At 53.8% G+C, this 18,524-nt stretch carries 13 protein-coding genes; 8 read left to right on the top strand and 5 right to left on the bottom strand.

Annotated elements, in window-relative coordinates; translation table 11 throughout:
* Window positions 1–43: 43 nt before the first annotated feature.
* Both QTO31_RS10675 and QTO31_RS10670 read right to left on the bottom strand, forming a co-directional pair.
* The gene (locus QTO31_RS10675) at window positions 44–1,594 is read right to left on the bottom strand and encodes an HlyD family secretion protein (protein ID WP_031461307.1); all 1,551 of its coding nucleotides are present in this window, start codon (window positions 1,592–1,594) and stop codon (window positions 44–46) included.
* A 45-nt stretch (window positions 1,595–1,639) separates the two neighbouring features.
* On the bottom strand, window positions 1,640–4,948 hold the full coding sequence (locus QTO31_RS10670; protein ID WP_301429074.1) for an efflux RND transporter permease subunit: 3,309 nt from the start codon (window positions 4,946–4,948) through the stop codon (window positions 1,640–1,642).
* A 96-nt stretch (window positions 4,949–5,044) separates the two neighbouring features.
* Here QTO31_RS10670 and QTO31_RS10665 point away from each other — a divergent pair, with 96 nt between their 5' ends.
* The 7 genes from QTO31_RS10665 (at window position 5,045) to QTO31_RS10635 (ending at window position 12,785) form a co-directional block, all read left to right on the top strand.
* Complete coding sequence (locus QTO31_RS10665) at window positions 5,045–6,022, top strand: DUF4129 domain-containing protein (protein WP_301429073.1); 978 nt, start codon at window positions 5,045–5,047, stop codon at window positions 6,020–6,022.
* Window positions 6,006–7,151 carry a DUF4350 domain-containing protein gene (locus tag QTO31_RS10660; RefSeq protein ID WP_301429072.1) on the top strand — a complete coding sequence of 382 codons (1,146 nt, stop codon included), beginning with the start codon at window positions 6,006–6,008 and terminating at the stop codon, window positions 7,149–7,151. Before QTO31_RS10665 ends, QTO31_RS10660 begins: the two co-directional genes overlap by 17 nt.
* A gap of 93 nt (window positions 7,152–7,244) precedes the next feature.
* Window positions 7,245–9,392: a glycosyltransferase family 39 protein gene (locus QTO31_RS10655; protein ID WP_301429071.1), complete on the top strand. Its 2,148-nt coding sequence runs from the start codon at window positions 7,245–7,247 to the stop codon at window positions 9,390–9,392.
* 93 nt (window positions 9,393–9,485) lie between these two features.
* Window positions 9,486–10,442 (top strand): hypothetical protein, encoded by a 957-nt coding sequence (locus tag QTO31_RS10650; protein ID WP_301429070.1) that lies wholly within the window; start codon window positions 9,486–9,488, stop codon window positions 10,440–10,442.
* Window positions 10,443–10,462: 20 nt separating this feature from the next.
* Window positions 10,463–11,224, top strand: a complete 762-nt coding sequence (gene argB, locus QTO31_RS10645; RefSeq protein WP_301429458.1) for an acetylglutamate kinase — start codon at window positions 10,463–10,465, stop codon at window positions 11,222–11,224.
* Complete coding sequence (locus QTO31_RS10640) at window positions 11,221–11,889, top strand: Crp/Fnr family transcriptional regulator (protein ID WP_301429069.1); 669 nt, start codon at window positions 11,221–11,223, stop codon at window positions 11,887–11,889. Before argB ends, QTO31_RS10640 begins: the two co-directional genes overlap by 4 nt.
* Before the next feature lie 269 nt (window positions 11,890–12,158).
* Window positions 12,159–12,785 carry a hypothetical protein gene (locus tag QTO31_RS10635; protein ID WP_028459582.1) on the top strand — a complete coding sequence of 209 codons (627 nt, stop codon included), beginning with the start codon at window positions 12,159–12,161 and terminating at the stop codon, window positions 12,783–12,785.
* 7 nt (window positions 12,786–12,792) lie between these two features.
* Here QTO31_RS10635 and QTO31_RS10630 read toward each other — a convergent pair whose 3' ends face one another.
* The 3 genes from QTO31_RS10630 to QTO31_RS10620 form a co-directional block, all read right to left on the bottom strand.
* Window positions 12,793–13,494: a hypothetical protein gene (locus tag QTO31_RS10630; RefSeq protein WP_301429068.1), complete on the bottom strand. Its 702-nt coding sequence runs from the start codon at window positions 13,492–13,494 to the stop codon at window positions 12,793–12,795.
* Window positions 13,491–14,696, bottom strand: coding sequence for a hypothetical protein (locus tag QTO31_RS10625; protein WP_301429067.1), 1,206 nt, complete (start codon window positions 14,694–14,696; stop codon window positions 13,491–13,493). Before QTO31_RS10625 ends, QTO31_RS10630 begins: the two co-directional genes overlap by 4 nt.
* Window positions 14,697–14,773: 77 nt before the next feature.
* Window positions 14,774–15,712, bottom strand: a complete 939-nt coding sequence (locus QTO31_RS10620) for an AAA family ATPase (RefSeq protein ID WP_301429066.1) — start codon at window positions 15,710–15,712, stop codon at window positions 14,774–14,776.
* A 479-nt stretch (window positions 15,713–16,191) separates the two neighbouring features.
* Here QTO31_RS10620 and QTO31_RS10615 point away from each other — a divergent pair, with 479 nt between their 5' ends.
* Window positions 16,192–18,513: a sensor histidine kinase gene (locus tag QTO31_RS10615; RefSeq protein WP_301429065.1), complete on the top strand. Its 2,322-nt coding sequence runs from the start codon at window positions 16,192–16,194 to the stop codon at window positions 18,511–18,513.
* The last annotated feature ends 11 nt before the right edge of the window (window positions 18,514–18,524 follow it).

Here is an 18,524-nt window from a genome sequence, read left to right as displayed (position 1 = left end):
CGCAGCCGGGAACGTTCCGCGACTGCGGCATCGGTGCAAAAAATTACTTATCGGTAAGGATAGTAATACGAACACTCATTCCTGCACGCAATCCTTGCTGGTCGTCGAGTTTCACCCGCACGGTAAAGGTTCGCACATTCCCTACCACATTTGCAACGGGTGCTACGAAATCAAGCGTTCCGGTGTAGACCTTACCCGGCAGGGCATCGAGCCGGACTTCGACCCGCTGACCTTCACGGACGCGGGCGATGTCGGTGTCGCTGATCGCTGCCTCGACGTACATTTCGCTCGTGTCAACAATACGCACGACCGGCAGGGCGCCCGTTGCAGCCAGATCACCCGGATCGACATTCACCTGAGCGACGATCCCATCAAAGGGTGCACGGAGCACGGCCTTTTCGAGGTTGAGTTTGGCAGCGGCCAGCGCAGCCTCGGCAATTTTCACTGCTGCTTCGGCAGCAGCCAGGCTCTGTGCCGTTGGTGGGGCGGTAATGCGCTGGAGGTTAGCCCGTGCAGCTTCGACGCCGGCCTGAGCTGCGGCCAATGCCCCAGCACGCTGTTCGCCACGCAAGCGTTCAAGCGTAGCCTGAGCCTGAGCAACGGCTGCATCGGCGGCTGCTACGAGATCGGCAGTTGGCCCGTCGAGCAGGCGTTGTAAGTTGCTCTGTGCCGTTCGCAATTGGGCTTCGGCTGCTGCAATTCCATCGATCTCATTTTGACGTGCCTGTTCGTAAGCCAGTTGAGCTTGCTTATAGCGCGCTTCTGCCGACTCGACGGCACGTAACAGTTGTTCTTCAGCGTCTTTTGCCTCTTTCGGTAACTCTAAGCCGAACTTTGCCAGTTGCTGCTCACGCTCACGGTTTTTCCAGTAGAGATCGGAATAGGCCTGTTGAGCGTCGCGTAGCGCATTTGCCGCCTGCTGCATTTGTAGCTCGGCGTTGCTCTTTGCTGCCGAAAGGTTTGTCCGTTGGATGTTCAGATTAGCCTCTGCCTGCTCAACTGCTGAACGAGCTGCGGTTAGCTCAGCATTGCTCGGCCCATCGAGGAGATCGTTTCGGCGAGCAATCGCCTGAGCCAGAGCAGCTTCGGCAGCAGCAATGTCGGCATCGGTGACACTGCCCCGTGCCTGGCGAAGTGCCGCCTGTGCCTGTGCAACCTGGGCACGGACCGCGGCAATCTCTTCAGGTGTTGCGCCCTCAATCAGCCGTTCGTAGTTTGCACGAGCCTGAGCCAGACTAGCTTCGGCCTGGGCAACCTGCAATTCCAGTTCGCGCGCATCGAGCGCTACCAGTGGATCGCCTGCTTTCACCGCATCGCCTTCAGCAACAAAGACCTCGGCAACCACACCGGGAATACGGAAGCTCAGCTCGGCGCTATTGCGGGCTACCACTTCGCCACCGGCCGTTACGCCTAGGCTAATCGTCTGACCTGGTAGCTCAAGGGTTATTGGTGCCGTCGTTGGTTGTGGTGCGGCTGTTGGTTGCACCTGCGGGGCAACGGTAGGCACGGCTGTCGGCGCCGGAGCGGGGGCAGCACAACCGACCAGAACCGTGAATAGCCCGCCAATGCATGTCGTCACAATTATCCGTCGCATGATCCTGTAAGCTCCTTGTTCCTTTGCAAGCTGTTTCCTATATCTTTAATCTGCTGATGGTTCACCGGCCGGCGCCGATGGCAGTGTTGGACTAGCCGGTCGCGTTGTTGGCGCAGCAACCGAAGTAGCAGACTGCGCCGCTGCAACCGCTCCAGCAGGCCCAGGCGCCGGTAGCTCAAACCCTTCATGCACCTGACCAAGCCCGAACCGCTGTTTCAGCCAGGTGACCGCAGCATCCATCAGGCTGTACACTGTTGGTACCACTAGCAATGTTAGGAGGGTTGAGGTAAGCATACCGCCGATCAGAACCCAGGCCAAACCTTTGCGGAACTCGTTACCTTCACCGGTTGCCAGCACGTGGATGCCAAGCGCCGTAGGCATTGCACCGGCAACTAGCGAGAGGGCTGTCATCAAGATTGGCCGCAAACGAATTGCACCGGCCAGCTTGAGCGCTGAATGTTTATCGAGGCCCAGATCGCGCAAACGGTTGGTAAAGTCGACCAGAAGGATCGAGTTCTTCACCACCAGGCCGAGGAGCATGATCAGACCGATCATGCCGGTGATGTCGAGATCGATCCCGACCAGGCGCAGCGCGAGGAAGGCACCAATGAAGCTAAATGGCATCGCCATCATAATGACCAGCGGTTGCGTGAAGCTGCCAAATTGTGACGCCAACACCATATACACGAAAAGCACCGAGAGACCCATTGCCAGGAAGAGCGATGAGAAGCCTTCGTTAGTCTGGGCGAAGGTACCGACGTAGCTGACAATGACATTCGATGGGATATTTAGGGCCTCGATACGTGCCTGCAATGCGGCCTGGGTATCGGTGAGATTGACACCTTCAAGGTTAGCGCCGATCAACACCTGGTTCAGGCGGTCGTAGCGTCGGATCGAGACCAGGCTTGATGCGAGTTCGACAGTGCCCAACGAACTAAGCGGCACGATACCGGAACGGGTCGGAATACTGATCGCACCCAACGTCTCGACACCAGCCCGATCCTGAGGGGCTAACCGTACCACAATGTCGAGATCGGTTTTTTCAGTCCGCAAGACAGTGGCGCGGTCACCATTAATCAGGGCACGCACCGACGTGGCAATATCTTCATTGGTGATACCCAGCTCACCGATCCGGGTCGGGTCGGCGCGGAGACGTAGCTCTGGCTTACCCGTTTGCAGGTTGCTATCTATGTCAACTAAGCCTGGAATAGCAGCCATCTCGCGCTTAATCGCTTCCACGATAGGAGCTAGCTCAGTCGCCGGGCCAGTTGTCTGTAAACTAACCTGCAACTCACGTCCTTCGACACCGGCACTTGACGGCTGGAAACTCGGCACCGAGAAGCTCAAACGGGGCAAGAAATCCAACTGTGCGCGCAAGCGCTCCTGGGTGGGCAGCGTTGGTGTTCGGCCAACCAGGGTAACGCTAAACTCAGCCCGTTCTGGAAAACCAGGAAAGCCGACCCGAGAAATCACATTCTCAACTGCCGGGTCATTCAGCAGAATCTGCTCGGCCTGTCGGGCAAGGCGATCGGTCTCGGCCAATGTTGTACCAGGTGCTGATTCAAAGCGCATGATAAACTCGTGTGGGTCTTGTTCAGGGAAGAAGGTCAGTTTCAGCCCACTGGCAACCCAGACACTCAGGAGCAGCACGGCAATGGCCACACCAACAACGATCAGCCGGTTACGCAAACTCGCTAGTGTCCAGCCGAGCAGTTTACCGTACCAACGCCCCATACGTCCGGGGTCTTCGTTGGCCTCTTGCAGTAGACCAATGTCGCGCTCGCTCACCTCATCGGAAATCGGCACCTCAACAATTGGTTGGTGGTTGTCTCGATGCGGTTTTGGCTTTAGCTTGATATTCGGAAACAGGTTTGCCGAGAGCATCGGAGCGAACGTAAAGGCCTCGGCGAGCGAGAGCAGAATGGCTATCGAAACGACCAGGCCGAACGACTTGAAGACAATCCCAGCCACGCCTTCAGCAAACGTCACCGGTACGAAGACGGCGACAATGGTGAGCGTCATCGCCACGACCGACAGACCGACTTCCCACGTACCGCGTGATGAGGCAACGCGGGCGCTCTCGCCCCGTTCGAGGTGACGGAAAATATTTTCGCGCACTACAATCGCATCGTCGATCACCAGACCGACACAGAGCGAGAGGGCGAGGAGCGTGACCAGATTGATCGTCAGGCCAAAGATCGGCATGAAGATGAACGTACCGATCAGAATGACCGGTAGACCGGACATGGTGATGATGGTGCTGCGTAAATTACCGAAGAAGAACCAGACCACCAGAAAGGCGGCAATTGAGGCGAACACCAGCTCTTCCAACGAGGAGAGCACCGACGACCGCACCGCCTCTGAGGTGTCAAGCGGAATAGAGTAGGTAAGTTCAGGGTAGGCAGCAAATGCCCGATCAAGTGCCCGATAGACGTTATCGGCAACCGTCACCGTATTGGCGCCGGATTGCTTGAGGACATTGAGAATGATCGCCTCTTTACCATTCAGGCGCGAAATGGTCGTAACGTCGGCTACCCCCTCTTCGATAACAGCGACATCGCCGATCCGATAAGGCGTCCCTGAAATCTGTACGCGGGCAATATCTTCGACGCTGCGCAGAAGCGATGGTACGCGAAGACTGATCTCGGTGTTGTTTTCAACCAATGTGCCAAGGCCAAGATTCGCGTTTGCCTGTTGGAGTGAACGACTGATCTGTGCGGGTAGCAAACCGTAGGCCTGAAGTTTAGCCAGATTGAGCCAGACGTTGATCTGGCGCTGCTGACCACCAGCTACCGTCACCGAACCAACGCCAGGAGCGCGCTGAATAAGTGGAACGATCTCTTCATCAATTAAAGTACGCAATTCAAGTGGCGAACGACCAGAGGTGTCGGCCACTGCGATCTGCATCACCGGTGATTGATTGGGATCGAAGCGTTGGTATACCGGTTGGCGAACATCACGAGGTAATTGAGGTAAAATACTGTTTACGCGCTGGCGAACGTCTTCTTCGAGCTGTTTGGCATCGTTACCGGCTTCAAACTCGAGAATGATCAACGCCGATCCTTCATTCGCCTGTGCGGTGATGTGCTTTAAACCGGCAAGCGTGTTGACTGCATTCTCAATTGGTTTGACAACCTGATCCACAACGCTTTCCGGGCCAGCACCGGGATAGGTCACACTTACCGCTATAATGGGAACATCAATTTCCGGCAGCAGATTGACGGGGGTTGAGCGGAATGAGAGAATACCAAAGGTGATGAATGCAAGCATCACCATGGTAATAAAAACGGGCTGACGGATCGAGATGTCTGAAATCCAAATACCGTTCAGCTTTTCCCGACGTTGCGGGGCCATTGGTCATCCTCCCACGATAAAGAAGTTGCACAGGTTTTGTTACGCTCTTGTTTTTACTATACCGTAAAGTTTTCTAACGGTCAAGGATAAAAATTGATGAGACTCAAACCTTTTTGCATTGCGATCTGGATAATAAGCTGGTGGCTGTGGCCTGTTCACATCTTTGCGCAACCGATGGAATTATCGCTGGCCGATTATGATCGGCTGTTACGTGCTACTTACGCTGCTGCCCAGCGTGGCGATTTGTTAGAGTTGCAGACGCTGGCCGCTGAACTGACGGCGATCAACCAGGTTCGGATGCCTGATGGTCAGACAGCCCATGTCGATCACCGCTGGCTGGCAGAGGCGTTGGCGCCGTCGGCGCCGGATACATCGGCGATTGCAGCCCGATTAGGAGCACTGATTGATGCGTTGCCACCGAGTACAGCGGTTGTCACCGATGCACTGAAACATTGGGAAGCGGTCTTGAACGAACCGCCGTTCAACCGTGATCAGTCTGAGAGCTGGTTTACCCACTTTCTCGATTGGTTGCTCGACGGTCTGGCTGACCTGCTCCCTGATCTTCCCGACATGCCCGTAACGCCAACGCCGGGCGATCCCTCGTGGATAACGCCGGTTGCGTGGGGAATCCTGGCGATTACAGCGCTGTTGTTCGGGGGTCTGATCTTCTTTTGGGCGAGGAATATGCGACGCGCACTACGGCCGGTGGTGGGCATAGCTGAATCTGGCGTTGAAGCAGAACCGGTCACCTTCAGCCAGGCGCAGCGAATGGCTGAAGCGGCGCGACGGGCCGGAGATCGGCGGAATGCCGTTCGTTACCTCTACCTGGCGGCATTGCTTTGGCTTGATGAGCAGAAGCTGTTATCCTTCCAACGTGAACTGACGAATCGCGAATACCTGTCCCGGCTTCGTGATCAACCACCACTCTACACACAACTGACGCCGATCATCGCTACGTTCGAGGCGGTCTGGTACGGGCTACAAACCATCGAAGAGCAAGCCTTTCGTGCATACGAACAACAGGTAACGACTTTGATCGGGCAGACGGGAACCAAGTATGAAGCTACGGCTTGAAGTTATCGTCTTGATCGTTCTCTTTCTCGGATTGGGTGCCTTTGCGGCATACACTGCCGAGCAGAGCGGTCAGCGAACGCTGAACAGTCGGACAACCTCGTTCAGCAGCGACAGTAACGGCGTTCTGGCTCTCTACCGCTGGCTTGAACGGATGTACAGCGGTCGCATTGATCGACTGGCGTACCGTCCCTTTGTGCTTACCGATGCGGATGGGTTGCTGTTCGTATTAGGACCGAGTGAACGGTACGAACCATCGCATGTAGAAACTGTGACCAACTGGGTTCAGAATGGTGGTGTTCTGGTGATAGCCGATAATCGTCCGACACCGCGTAGTGCTGTAGCGCCGCTCCTAGCAGTCTTTGATCTAGAACTGAAAAGGAGCACGTGTATCTCTTCAGCGACAGCGATTCATCCGGCATTGGGTTCACCAGCGTTAAAGAACTTCTCGCTAGAGACGTGTGTCGCGATAGCGAGCACTGCACCACAATCAGTGCTGGCGCCACTTGCACTCGCAGAAGGGCAACCCATCGTTGCCGGACAGCGTTTGGGGAAGGGTTATGTTATCGTGGTGGCAAGTCTCTACCCGTTTACCAACACCGGACTGCGCGATCCGACATCGGCGGCCTTTCTCCTCAATCTGCTCCATTGGCTGCCTGCCGACAAGCGTATCGTGTTTGACGAGTTTCATCACGGGTTTGTACCGAATGCCGATCTGCGTGCGCTGCTGTTGAACCATCCGCTGGGTTGGGCAGTGATCTACAGCGTGACCGTCGTTGGTCTTTACCTGCTGGCCGGTAGTCGTCGTTTTGCTCGTCCCTTACCACTACGCAGTGAAGTTGCTCGGCGGAGCAGTAGAGAATACATTGACAGCATGGCGATGATGCTTCACAAGACGCGACAGATTGCGTATGCGGCGGAGCACTACCGGTATATGCTCCGGCGGCGCCTTGCCCAGCCGTATGGCATTGCACAGACACTCGATGATGAGGCATTTGTTACGCAACTGGCGGCGATTCGTCCCATCGATCAGCAAAAGCTGCGGCGGATATTTGCTGAGCTACGGCGACCTGATCTGAGCGAAGCTGAGTTGCTGCGGCTGGTGGCTGAGAGTGATCAGATTGTGTGCTGAGAAGACACTGAGAGAGGAGATCTCAAGGACTGACGTTTTTCATGCTATAATTCCGAGTCGTGTCTTTGTAGTATTTATTTGGATAGAAAAAAGATGTCAGAGTCAACGTTCTTATTCACCATTGTCAGGGTTATTCTTGGTCTTACAATTAACTTCCTAATCTTTGTTAATGCGTTATGGTTTCAGCGGGCATTTTTTAGTCACAGTTATCGAAGATATGAACAAATTATCGTGATTTCCCTTCTCATTTGGGTGCAAATAGTTTTAAATATAACAATACTGCATTTCTTTGAGTTGATTTCATTACGTTATTCTGCAATCCTTGTGTTACTCACAAGTCTCACTGCATATATTTGCGCCAAAGTCTACAGTCGGGGTATACCAGTAAATGATCAAAGCTACGGTTCTATCTTACGACATTGGACGACCATTGAACGGAGGCTCTTATTCATTGGAGTTGGATTCACTGCTTTATTAACAGCGATCAACTTAATAGCACCTCCTGGTAATTGGGATTCGTTGAATTATCATCTCTATTTCCCAGCAACATGGTACCGCGATGGAACCCTTACAATACTACCACTTCCTTTCGGTGATCCAGCTCCTCCATACTATCCTATTAACTCTAGTCTCATCTACCTTTGGCTCATACTCCCTTTTGACTCACTCGCTATTGCTGATATTGGACAGGCGCCGTTTGTTTTGTTCAGTGCACTCGGTCTTTATGCTGTTGCCCGGCAGTGCGATATACCGGTAACGGTAGCACGATGGGCCGCGTTGTTAACATTATTCGTTCCAATGATCACCGTTACCGGTGCGCTTTGGTCAACAAACGATGTGATCTTCGTAACAGGCTGGTTAATATCTTTAGCAACCGTCTTGCGTGCCAGTCGCACAAAGAGCATCAAGGACATTGCACTAGCCGGAATTGCCATTGGTCTCACCATTGGTGTGAAGGGTTTTGCGATTGCTTTTTGCAGCCTGTTTTTGCCATGGATTGTAGTGATCATCTGGCGACAATGTCGAGTATCCTGGCGGTACGCTATAGCTGGTATAACAGCCATTGCGCTTCCTGTAATGCTCCTTGGAAGTTTCAGTTACGTAAGGAATTGGCTGGTAACGGGTAATCCGTTGTATCCATATCGCCTGACGGTTGGTCCGTTCTCTTTTCCGGGTGTTATTGATAAGCAATGGTTTGATCAGCATTCTTTTAGTATATATAATTTGCATCTGTTACCATTCGAGCCAGGATATTTCAATATAAGCATTTTACTCATCCTGGCAATCCCTTCTATTTTCCGATCAATTCTTCAGAAGAAATGGTCACTTCAACACATATTCTTACTCTTGTTGATTATTTCCTACATATTTATATTCATGGTGCAACTGCCAATCAAATCTCCTCGCTTTCTAGCAGCGCCAATGTTATTGGTTTTGCTATTGGTCGCTTATTTCGTTTCGGTTGACATCCTTTCTTCTGAACAGATGAAACAGCGATGGCTCATCATAGGTGCATGCATTGGGATTATCGTTAGCTTACTCGCTAGTGCACTATCGATGGGAACCAATTTGTTCGAACCATCCCCCAATTCACTTCATCTTGACCTGAAAGCTGGAAAGGCATTGTGGGATTATGCCCAACAAATACCGGCCTGGACGGTTATCCAATATCTGCTCGGTATCGTTGCATTTGCTTATCTCATCTGGTATGTCTATAATCATTGGTTACAGCGACCGCGATTAATGTCAGTGTGTATCGGCTTTTGCCTCATTTTCGTACTGTCTGCAGGGTTAGAGCGATACGATCAATACGAATTTTATGCGTATGATCGAGCACATTATGCCCATCTCGGTCGAATCTGGAGATGGGTGAATGAGCATTCTTCGGGTCAGCGAATTGCCTACATCGGTACGGCTGTGCCATTACCCTTAGTTGGCCATCATATAAAGAATCGCGTCGTAGCGATAAATGTTGGCGAGGGAAAGCTTCTCCACGAAGTTGAGCAACCAATTCCTCCTAATCAGCCCATTCCTTCACCCCCTGACAACCGTAGCAGTGAACCAAATCGAGAGATCTGGTTGCAGAATCTGATTGAAAATCAAATCGATCTCATTGTCGTTTTTAATGATAAGACAATAATCTGGCCGGAGAGTGAGTGGATGGCTTCAGATCATTCGCGTTTTTCCCAGGTGTATCAAGATGATGCCGGATCAGTGTGGCTTTTCAGAAGACAACCTTGAACAATAATGTGCCTTCCGCTTAACCTGCGACTTCGATCTATCTAACTATCTGTGGTATGCTATCATCACGAACTGTAGCCCGGTGACTATTCTATGGCAGGCGATTTCCGCGCAATGCTCGATGAAGTGATCATCTTGCTCGACGCCGGTGTGATGATCTATCGGCGTCACGTAAGTTCTTTTCTGGCCCTGGCCGGCATTTTTAGCTTACCAGCAATGATTATTACCTTTCAACTCTTGTTTACTATCGAAGACCTGTTTGAAGCCAGCGTTGAAGATATTCTGCTCCTTACTAGCAGTCTGCTGTTAGTGCCCCTACTTATGACACCACCGCTCATCCGAGCGATGCAATTGGTACTTGCTGGACATCCACCATCGCTCCGTAACGTGATCTGGCAGCGACCCCAAATTGGGCGTGGATTGTTGGCGGTCGGGTACAGTGGTCTGTTGGCGATGATGTGGATGACGATCTTTTTTGTCATTTTTGGATTTTTCTTTGGTATAAGTTGTGGTGTGATCTTTTTTGTTTTGTATATCATTCTTTTTGTGAGTGTCATGACCAATTCTTTATTTGGTGCATTGTTTTTGCCACTCTTATTATTTCTTTTTCTGGTAACGTATCTCCTTTATTTTGTGTTTGTCGGTGCAGGTTTGCTGGCGGCATTGTACGGAGCACAACCGCTACTCGATCGTACCCTTTCGCTGCGTAAGGCTTTTCGTGTATCGTGGAGCCTTTTGTTCACTCGTTTCGGATATAATCTGTTGGTTTTTATCTGTGCAGCGTTGATCTTCAGTGCCATTGCCCTGATCGTGACGGTAGCAATCGGTGTTTTATTACCGGTGCCGTTTGGGTTACTCCTTGGTACTGAACATCCGCTTACCCGTGGGCTAAGTGCGATTGCCTGGGTGATTGGGCTGGCCGTGGCAATGCCGCTTGTCCCGATCTGGAGCACACTCCACTATCAGCAGGCATTGATCAGGTACACCGGTCGCGATTTAGCGCATCGAGTGGCTGTACAACAGCAGAAATTGGTTGGTCAATCAATCTGACAGAACAGGTACGCTTCATGGTGACAATGATTAGTGTGATGAAAGTTAGTGGTCATGAACTTGATGACCCGACATTCCTCGACGGTTTGGTAGTCGCTCTTCGTGATCTTCAGCAGCCGGCAGTGTTGGTGCACGGCGGCGGGAAAGAGATCAGCGCTGCGGTTGAGCAGGCCGGGTTACCGGTCGAGTTTGTTGATGGCCTGCGTGTAACATCACCGGCGATTATGGACATTATGCAGCGCGTTGTTTGCGGTACGATTAATAAACGGATTGTGACCGCGCTGGTGCAGGCTGGGGTAAAGGCGTTGGGGTTAAGTGGCCTCGATCTTGGCTTGTTACGCTGTGAACCGTACCGTCCGGCTGGTCGCGATTTAGGTCGGGTGGGAACAGTTACGACCGTTGACGGTGCTGCATTACGCGCCTTGCTTAACCTGGGCTGGTTACCGGTTATTGCTCCAGTCGGGTTGGGCATGGATGGTTTGAGCTACAATGTAAATGCTGATATGGTCGCCGAAGCGATTGCCGGTGAACTCGGTAATACTGAACTGGTTTTTATCAGTAATGTCCCCGGTGTTCTGGTTGAGGGAAAGGTTATCCCGACCCTGACGCCGGCTGCGGTGGAAGCGTACATTGCTACCGGTGTTATCAGTGGCGGCATGATCCCGAAAGTGCGGTCAGCCCTGTCAGCCCTGAACCGTGGTGCAGCCAGTGTACGGATTGTCAACCTGGCCGGTCTGCACAACGGTGGTACACGCTTTATAGCCGCAGAGAGGCAAGAATGACGGAGGCAAGCGATATTCTAAATCTGTTTCACGATCTTGATCCGGCTGCTCGCGCCGACCTAAAGGCGTTGTTGCAGGTGGCATCCTATCCGGCAGGCCACATCTTTCACTTGCCGAACGAGGTCGGTAGCCATGTCTTTTTTCTGCAACAGGGTCGGGTTCGCATTTACAAGCTGTCGCCCGAAGGACGTGCGCTAACGCTGTTAGTTCTGCATCCGCCGAGTCTCTTTGGCGAGATGGCACTCATTGGAACGGGAACCCACGACACATGCGCGGAATCAATGACTGACTGTGTGGTGGCACAGATCGAACGAGAGTCGTTACGGCGCTTTCTCAGTCGTTATCCCAGTGCCGCCATTGATGTGATGGAGCTGATGGGTGTGCGTCTCCGCACGATGGAGCAGCGCCTAGCCGATATTGCATTCAAGAGTGTACCGCAACGCCTTGCTGCCTTATTGCTCGATCTGGCCGGTGACCCGGCTGACGGCATGACCCCACCAAGTCTCGTGCGTTACACTCATCAGCAACTGGCTGAGATGATCGGCGCATACCGTGAGACTGTCACTAAAGCGCTGGGTGATATGCGCGAAGCAAACTTAATCCGCGTTGTTGATGATGCAATCATTCTGGTTGATCCAGCGCAGTTGCGGCAGTTGGCTTCATAGTCGGTTAGAGCGTCGGTCTGTGTCGTGCGATGACCGGAACTCACCCCTACCGTGCAGTGAACGACAGTGTGCCGGGATATGGTATGGCAGCGAGATAACCATACCTACACGTGGGAGCAGGGTGGAAATCGCCCCTCCAATCCGCTTCTCTTCCTGCTGACGAGTGGGATGAAAACGTTGCTATACCCTGAATGATAAACAGGTTTGCTATCATCGCCAGACTGGGGTACAATCAAAAGGTTATGATACTGACGCAAGGAGTAGCTTTGATGGTAACCTACGACGATCTCGTGATGGCGCTGGAAGATGCATGGCTGAGCGTCGGTCTGCACGAGCATGCGCTGATAGAGAGCGTCATTCCGGCGACGCATGATCGTACTTGTAAAATAGAACTCTTTCCCGAACACGCCGAGCCGTTGACGTTGGCGACGATGCCGCCATGGTTAGAAATTAATTTCACCTGGTCGCCTGTGCATCAATTGATCAGCGAAGGACGGGACCTTCCTGCTGATCCACTCGAACTGACTCTAACATACACAGTTACCCTGACCAATCACCGTGATCGCAGCGATATTGAGTTGGTGCGGATGTTTCAGCGAGCCGTTTATCAGGCGTTTGAACGGCACTTTCCCGCCGAGATTGTTGACGGCGAAGGGATCTCGGTTGAAGTGCGTCGAATATATCAACCGGTCGGTCAGCGTGTCGAATTGGAGGCCGTGCAGTTGGTTAGCTCGACGATGGTTGATTTATTTGAGCAGTGGGAAGATCGTGATGCCCAGACGTTACGCCAGCTCTTGCGTTCTGAGTTGAATCTGGCCCGCACCATCATCGCGAATCTGAGCGATACGTTTCATCCACATGGGAATGGTGGGTATCGCACGGTGGATGCCGCATGAATCAGGTTTACCTGACGGGAAATCCGCTTACTAGAAGTGCCATACCGGCGAGTAGATACCGGCTAGGCAACGAGAGATGGCGAGTGCTACCGGCAGCTATGACGGCCACGATCAGCGTTGCCGGTACCAAGATCAATGGTGGTATCTGATTTATGATGGGAAGGGTGCTCAACCCGGCGATGAGTGGTAGGACCCCGATGAGCAATAAGCCCACCTCACTACAGGCTCCTGCCAGATCGTTTTGGAGTGAGGTGATTGGCGGCACAGCCGCGATCCACGCCAGTGCCCCAAGTAGAAAACAAAGTTGGCGTAGTGGTTCGGCTGGCCAGCGTAGCAAACCGCTCAGATCGAGCGTGGTCGTTACGCTGACGAGGGCTGTTGCTGCTATCAGCAGTGGTAGATACCATTCGAGCATCTGTTGTGGTGCGATCCGTTCCCTTGCTGCCCGACGGAACGATGGCCACAGCAGCATTAGAAGCGCCGTTGGAACATCGAGACCGTAGGCAAACGGCGCGGCCGGTGTCAAGGGCAGCAACGTGATAACGCTCAACGGTGGGAGGAGATCGATCAGGGTGGATGGCCCCAGAGTTGCCGGTGGTATCCCGCGTAAACGTGCGACGATCAGCACCATCAACACTGCACTCAGGCCACCGGGGTAGAGCAAGAGTCGCGACCATGCCTGACCAAGTGCGCCGAGAATATCGCTCATACTCTCTCTCGCCAACGAATGATCACCCAGGCCAGCGCCCCGATCAGTCCTAACATGATCAGGAGTACCAGACCGGGCGCAGTTGCAGCAGGATGCGACCCGGCATCGAGTGCTAGCAGACCGGCCCACCCCCATGGTTCAATGGCGCCGTAGGGGGTCAGACCTCCCTGAAGGTGATCGCTCAGGGGACGTAACATCCAGCGTACCAGGATCGGTGTTGCCAGGCCCGCAGCCAGACTGATGATCGCCGCCATGGCGCCACGTCGCTGCCGTACCCCACCGATCTGACGTCCGGCGGCCAACATCAGGCAGAGGGCCGTTGCCCAGACCACCATAGCCAGCACGGCGATTCCGGCAGCCATGGCTGCTGCACTGACCGACCAGAACGCCATAAAGCCGAGCGATCCCGGCACAGCACCGGTGAGCAGCCAGCCAGCCCATGGCGCGATCCCCAGAGCAGGCTGGCCCAGTTGTCGCACACTGAGATGAAGCACAAGCATGCCGACGGCAACCACACCGGCCGGCGTAGCACAGCCAGTTGCAATCAGCGCCAGGCCACTTATGCCACGCTGCAACCAGACTTCGGTGTCTTGGGCATGTTGAGCAGTTACGGCTCGCCAGGCAGCGTGCAATGCTAGGCTACTTCCCACTAATAACGTCGCAAATTGCCAGCCCAGATTCCACGGCCCCACACTGTAGAGACGAAGCAGCGCAGCCAACGCCGTCAGCGCCATCAGCGGCTCAAATGATGAGACCCGCTTCATCGCGCCATCGAGTGCCCCGACCGCAAGTGCTGCTCCTACCAGCAAGCCGACAAAACTCACACTGTTGAGGCCATCACCGCTCAGTGTGATCCACCAGGAAGCGGCATTTCCGCCAATACCGAGATACCCACCGGCCAATGCCAGCCCGGCCAGCCGATAATCCCAACGCCGACTGAGAGCTGTTGCAGCCAGTAACCCACCTGCCAGACCGGCAATGTGCCCACTGGTCATTGCCCCGATTAGCGCCAGCAATTGCCATACTTGTCGCCACTGAACCGGTATTGTTAGCACCAGCAGCCCAGCGCTGAAGAGTACCAGACAACTCAAGCCGTCAACGACGATGATCCCCTGCGCAATACTCACTGGTCGACGCTGAATCAACCAGTAGCCGCCAACACCGATCATCATCGTTGCGACACACAGCAACCGATACAACAAATGGGAGAACTTTCGCTCAGATAACACAGGTGATCCGGTGTCCTTACTGCCCCTGCACTCAACGGTTTTGCTTGCTATCAATCACCATTGATAAGCTCTTGCCGACGGTACCGACAATTCGTACAGTAGGTAATCCGGTATCCGGCGACCGTCGCTCGTTGCAGAGCGTGACCACAATTCGGGCAAGTGGTTGTCTGCACAGCGCCATCTCCTGTTACCAACGGTGCAACCATTGGTGGTGCGGGTGGTTGCGCGGCAACCAGTCGGGCTGGTTTCATATTCCACATCTTACTTAACAACTCAACAATCTGCGCGTAATCGATAGCACCACGCGAGCGCGGATCGTGTTCATAAATCGTCTTGCCCACGGCTGAAGCTTCAGAAAGGCGAACATTCACCCGCACTGGCGGTAACACCAATTGACCATAGGTGCGATTTAGATGGGCGAGCAACGTAATTGACTGCTTCATTCGGGGATCGACCATCGTCGGAATGATTGCCCGCACAACTGCCGTTCCCCCTTTCACCCGACCAATTTGGGCTATCAGTTTCTCAAGACCCTTGATCGCAAACGGCTCGACAGTGGTTGGAATAATGACATCGGTTGCTGCGATCAACGCATTCTGATTGAGAACCGTCAGCGAACCACCGCAATCGAAGAAGATAAAGTCATATTCCTGACGCAATGGCCGCACCAATTGTTCGAGCACACGCACCCAATCGGCCCGTCCAGCAATTGCCTGATGGGCCAGCAGTAAGCTCTCGTTGGCAGCGACCAGATCGAGGTTGGGGCGGGCAGACACGCGCACATCGGCCAACGGTTTGTGATCAACGATGGCTTCATACAGAGTACGCTTTGGCTGCACACCCAGCGCCATTGCCAGATTACCCTGGGCATCTATATCGATGAGTAGCACGCGGGCGCCCTTCAGCGCCAGACCGGAACTGACGTTTACGACAGTTGTGGTTTTGCCGATTCCACCTTTGAGATTGATAACGGCGACCACCCGCGCCATGCGATGCTCCTTATGCGGATGCTGTTCAATGCTTTGCCAGTGTAGTAGAGCACTGACGGCTTGTCAAGATGGTGGGGTGTTGTGCTGGGGCTGTTAAACGTTTGCCTTCGACTCAGCAGATGATGCGGAAAGAGGGGGAGAGGAGCAGAAGCGCGTGCAGAAGGGGCAGCTTCCTGTTCCGACGGTGGTCTACGGTCAGGCTCTTCGTCGATGCGCTGATTATCCTCGTCAGCGCACGGTCAGGGTGGGGACCAACCTCCACATAACGCGGGCTGGCGGCTCGCGCACCCGGATGTTCATCGATGTCCCGCCGTTTTTGCATCGTCTGGTCAAAGCCCTGCAAACCCCATGGGAATCGATTCCCAAATCCTTCCCCCAAACGAGTGAGCTGAATTCACCGTATCAAGGGTAGCATACCGATACCGCTCCCTGTATGCTGTTCCTGTACATTCGGTTGGATAGAGCAGGTGGAGCCGATTATGATGGTGGATCGCGATCAAAGTATCAGACGGATCGAAATCGTTGCTGCAGCTCTGGTGGTAGTGACAAGCGGGTTTCTTGGTGGATTTGGTGCACGATCCATCGTTATCGGTGATTGGGTAACAGGCGGCGCATTTCTGGCAATTGGACTCATCAGCGTACTGCTTTCATTGAGTGTTCGTCCTTCTCAACATCAAAAAGTCTCAACTGCAATGTTGATCATCCTGATCCTGAAAGCCGGTTTTGGAGTTCTAACAGTAACTTCCACGCTCCTGATTGTTTCCGGGCAGGATCTGATCGCCATCTGGTCAGGTTTCCCACCAGCATCGCATCAGGTAGCCAGTCTCACAGCCCTGGCAGTCGTTGTTGGGCAGGGAATAGTGTTGCTCCTGGTTACATTAACCTTACGACAAGCGATCATCCCTCAGTTGCGGCGAGAAATCGAACTGCGGATGCGCGATCTTGGTGAGCAACAATCGGCACTGATCGCCCAATTGCGCGAAGCTGCCATCCAAGAGGAGCGCAACCGTCTGGCGCGTGATCTGCACGATACCATCAAACAGCAATTGTTCAGCATCAATGTTGCTGCTGCAACGGCGCAAAGTCTGCTTCATCACAACCCTGAAGCCATAGTGCAACACCTTCAGCATGTGCGCGACCTGTCGCAGGCGGCGATGGCGGAGATGAAGGCGCTGTTGACCCAACTGCGCCCGCAACCGCTGGCAACCGTGGGCCTAATCGAAGCCATCCGCGATCAACTCGAAGCACTGCGCTTTCGCGCCGAAGTGACCACCGAGCTGCATTACGATGTGTTGCCCGATGAGGGCCGCCTGCCGCTCGGCGCGCAAGAGACGATCTTTCGCGTTGTGCAAGAGGCACTGTCGAACGTGGCGCGCCACGCACGGGCTCGCCACACTCAGGTGGCACTGACGTGTGAGACAACGAACGGAAGTGAGGTGCTGCGCGTTTGCATCACTGACGACGGACAGGGGTTTGATCCGGCGACAACCCCTTCTGGCATGGGGCTGACCAACATGCGCACGCGCATCGAGGCGATCGGCGGAACGTTGGTGGTGCGCTCAACACCGAATACCGGAACCACCGTATGCTTTCGCATTCCGCTCATGAAACTCGAAACTTATAGGGAAAAGGAACGACGTATGAAAGAAGAAAACCTTCAGCATGTCTATGTTGCGGGTGGTCTAACCGCACTGACGGGAATTGCGTTTGTGCTCGCTCTATTCCCGTTACTGATTGCGATCACCGGAAGCGGGCTATCTTATCTTGCAGGTGTCGGGATCGTCGGCGTCATTGTCGGTGTGCCGCTGGCATTCGCGACGTGGAACTGGCGTCGTCGTGCCCTGAAGCATGACTCTGATTCGATCTGGCGGAAGGTGTTGCGATCATACGACACAATGATAGCCATCTTTCTGATGGTTTTGCTGGGATGGTTCGCCTTTTCACTACGAAGCATTGCCATAGTGCTGATCATCGCCATTGCTTTGGTTGTTGCCACCGTTAGTCTTGTGCGCCTTTACCGGGTGCTCGATGCCCGGTTGACTGAATGGGCAACGATACCTGCGCTGCGGATTCAGTTGCGCGAACACTGCTTCCTACTTGCATTTATGGTCGTTTTTCAGGTCTTGGTCTACGGCGGATTATTTGGGCCGATACAGGTAGTCACTCTCTTCCACGATAAGCTCGATCAGCGCTGGTTCATCTCATTCCTTGCGCTCGGATATCCTCTGCTTATTCCTCTCGGTCTTCTCAGCATCATTCTTACCCGGCGGCAAATCCGGCGGTTGGAGGCGCTAGAGAATTCGCAAGTAGTGACTGAACCGGTCTGCGACGCACATGTGCGCCGGTTGCGTATGGTCGCTCGTAGTCTGACGCTGTCATACCACGTGCTCTGTGTTGCGATTGGATGGTTCATATGGATGCATATTCCGCCAGTCGCGATAGCAATGGTGGTGATTGTTCTCGTGTTACTGGCGATCAAGTGGCGCGTCGAACGTACTCTTACGGCACGGGTTGGCGAATGGTCAACCTTTCAAGCGCAACAGTCGGCAATGGCGCTCTACCTCACCTTCCTGCTCGCCAACATTGCCGGCATCCTGGGGGGCATCTTAGGGTCGGCGATGGCATGGAGCGGACTTGACACATCCAGCGCGGCGTTCGACAACGACGCCGGTATACTACCGACCATTGCTCCATGGACGATCGTCGGGTTCGGAACCTGGTGGCTCGGTACATGGATCTATCTATCGATGCAGGTGATCATCTCCTGGCAGCGTATCCGCGCCCTAGCGCAGCGGAAGTGACAGCCTGAACC

It is taken from the genome of Chloroflexus sp. MS-CIW-1 (assembly GCF_030444705.1).
In the GTDB taxonomy this organism is placed as follows: domain Bacteria; phylum Chloroflexota; class Chloroflexia; order Chloroflexales; family Chloroflexaceae; genus Chloroflexus.
The sequence above is the reverse complement of the archived record's forward strand: the minus strand, read 5'-3'. Positions and strand labels throughout refer to the sequence as shown.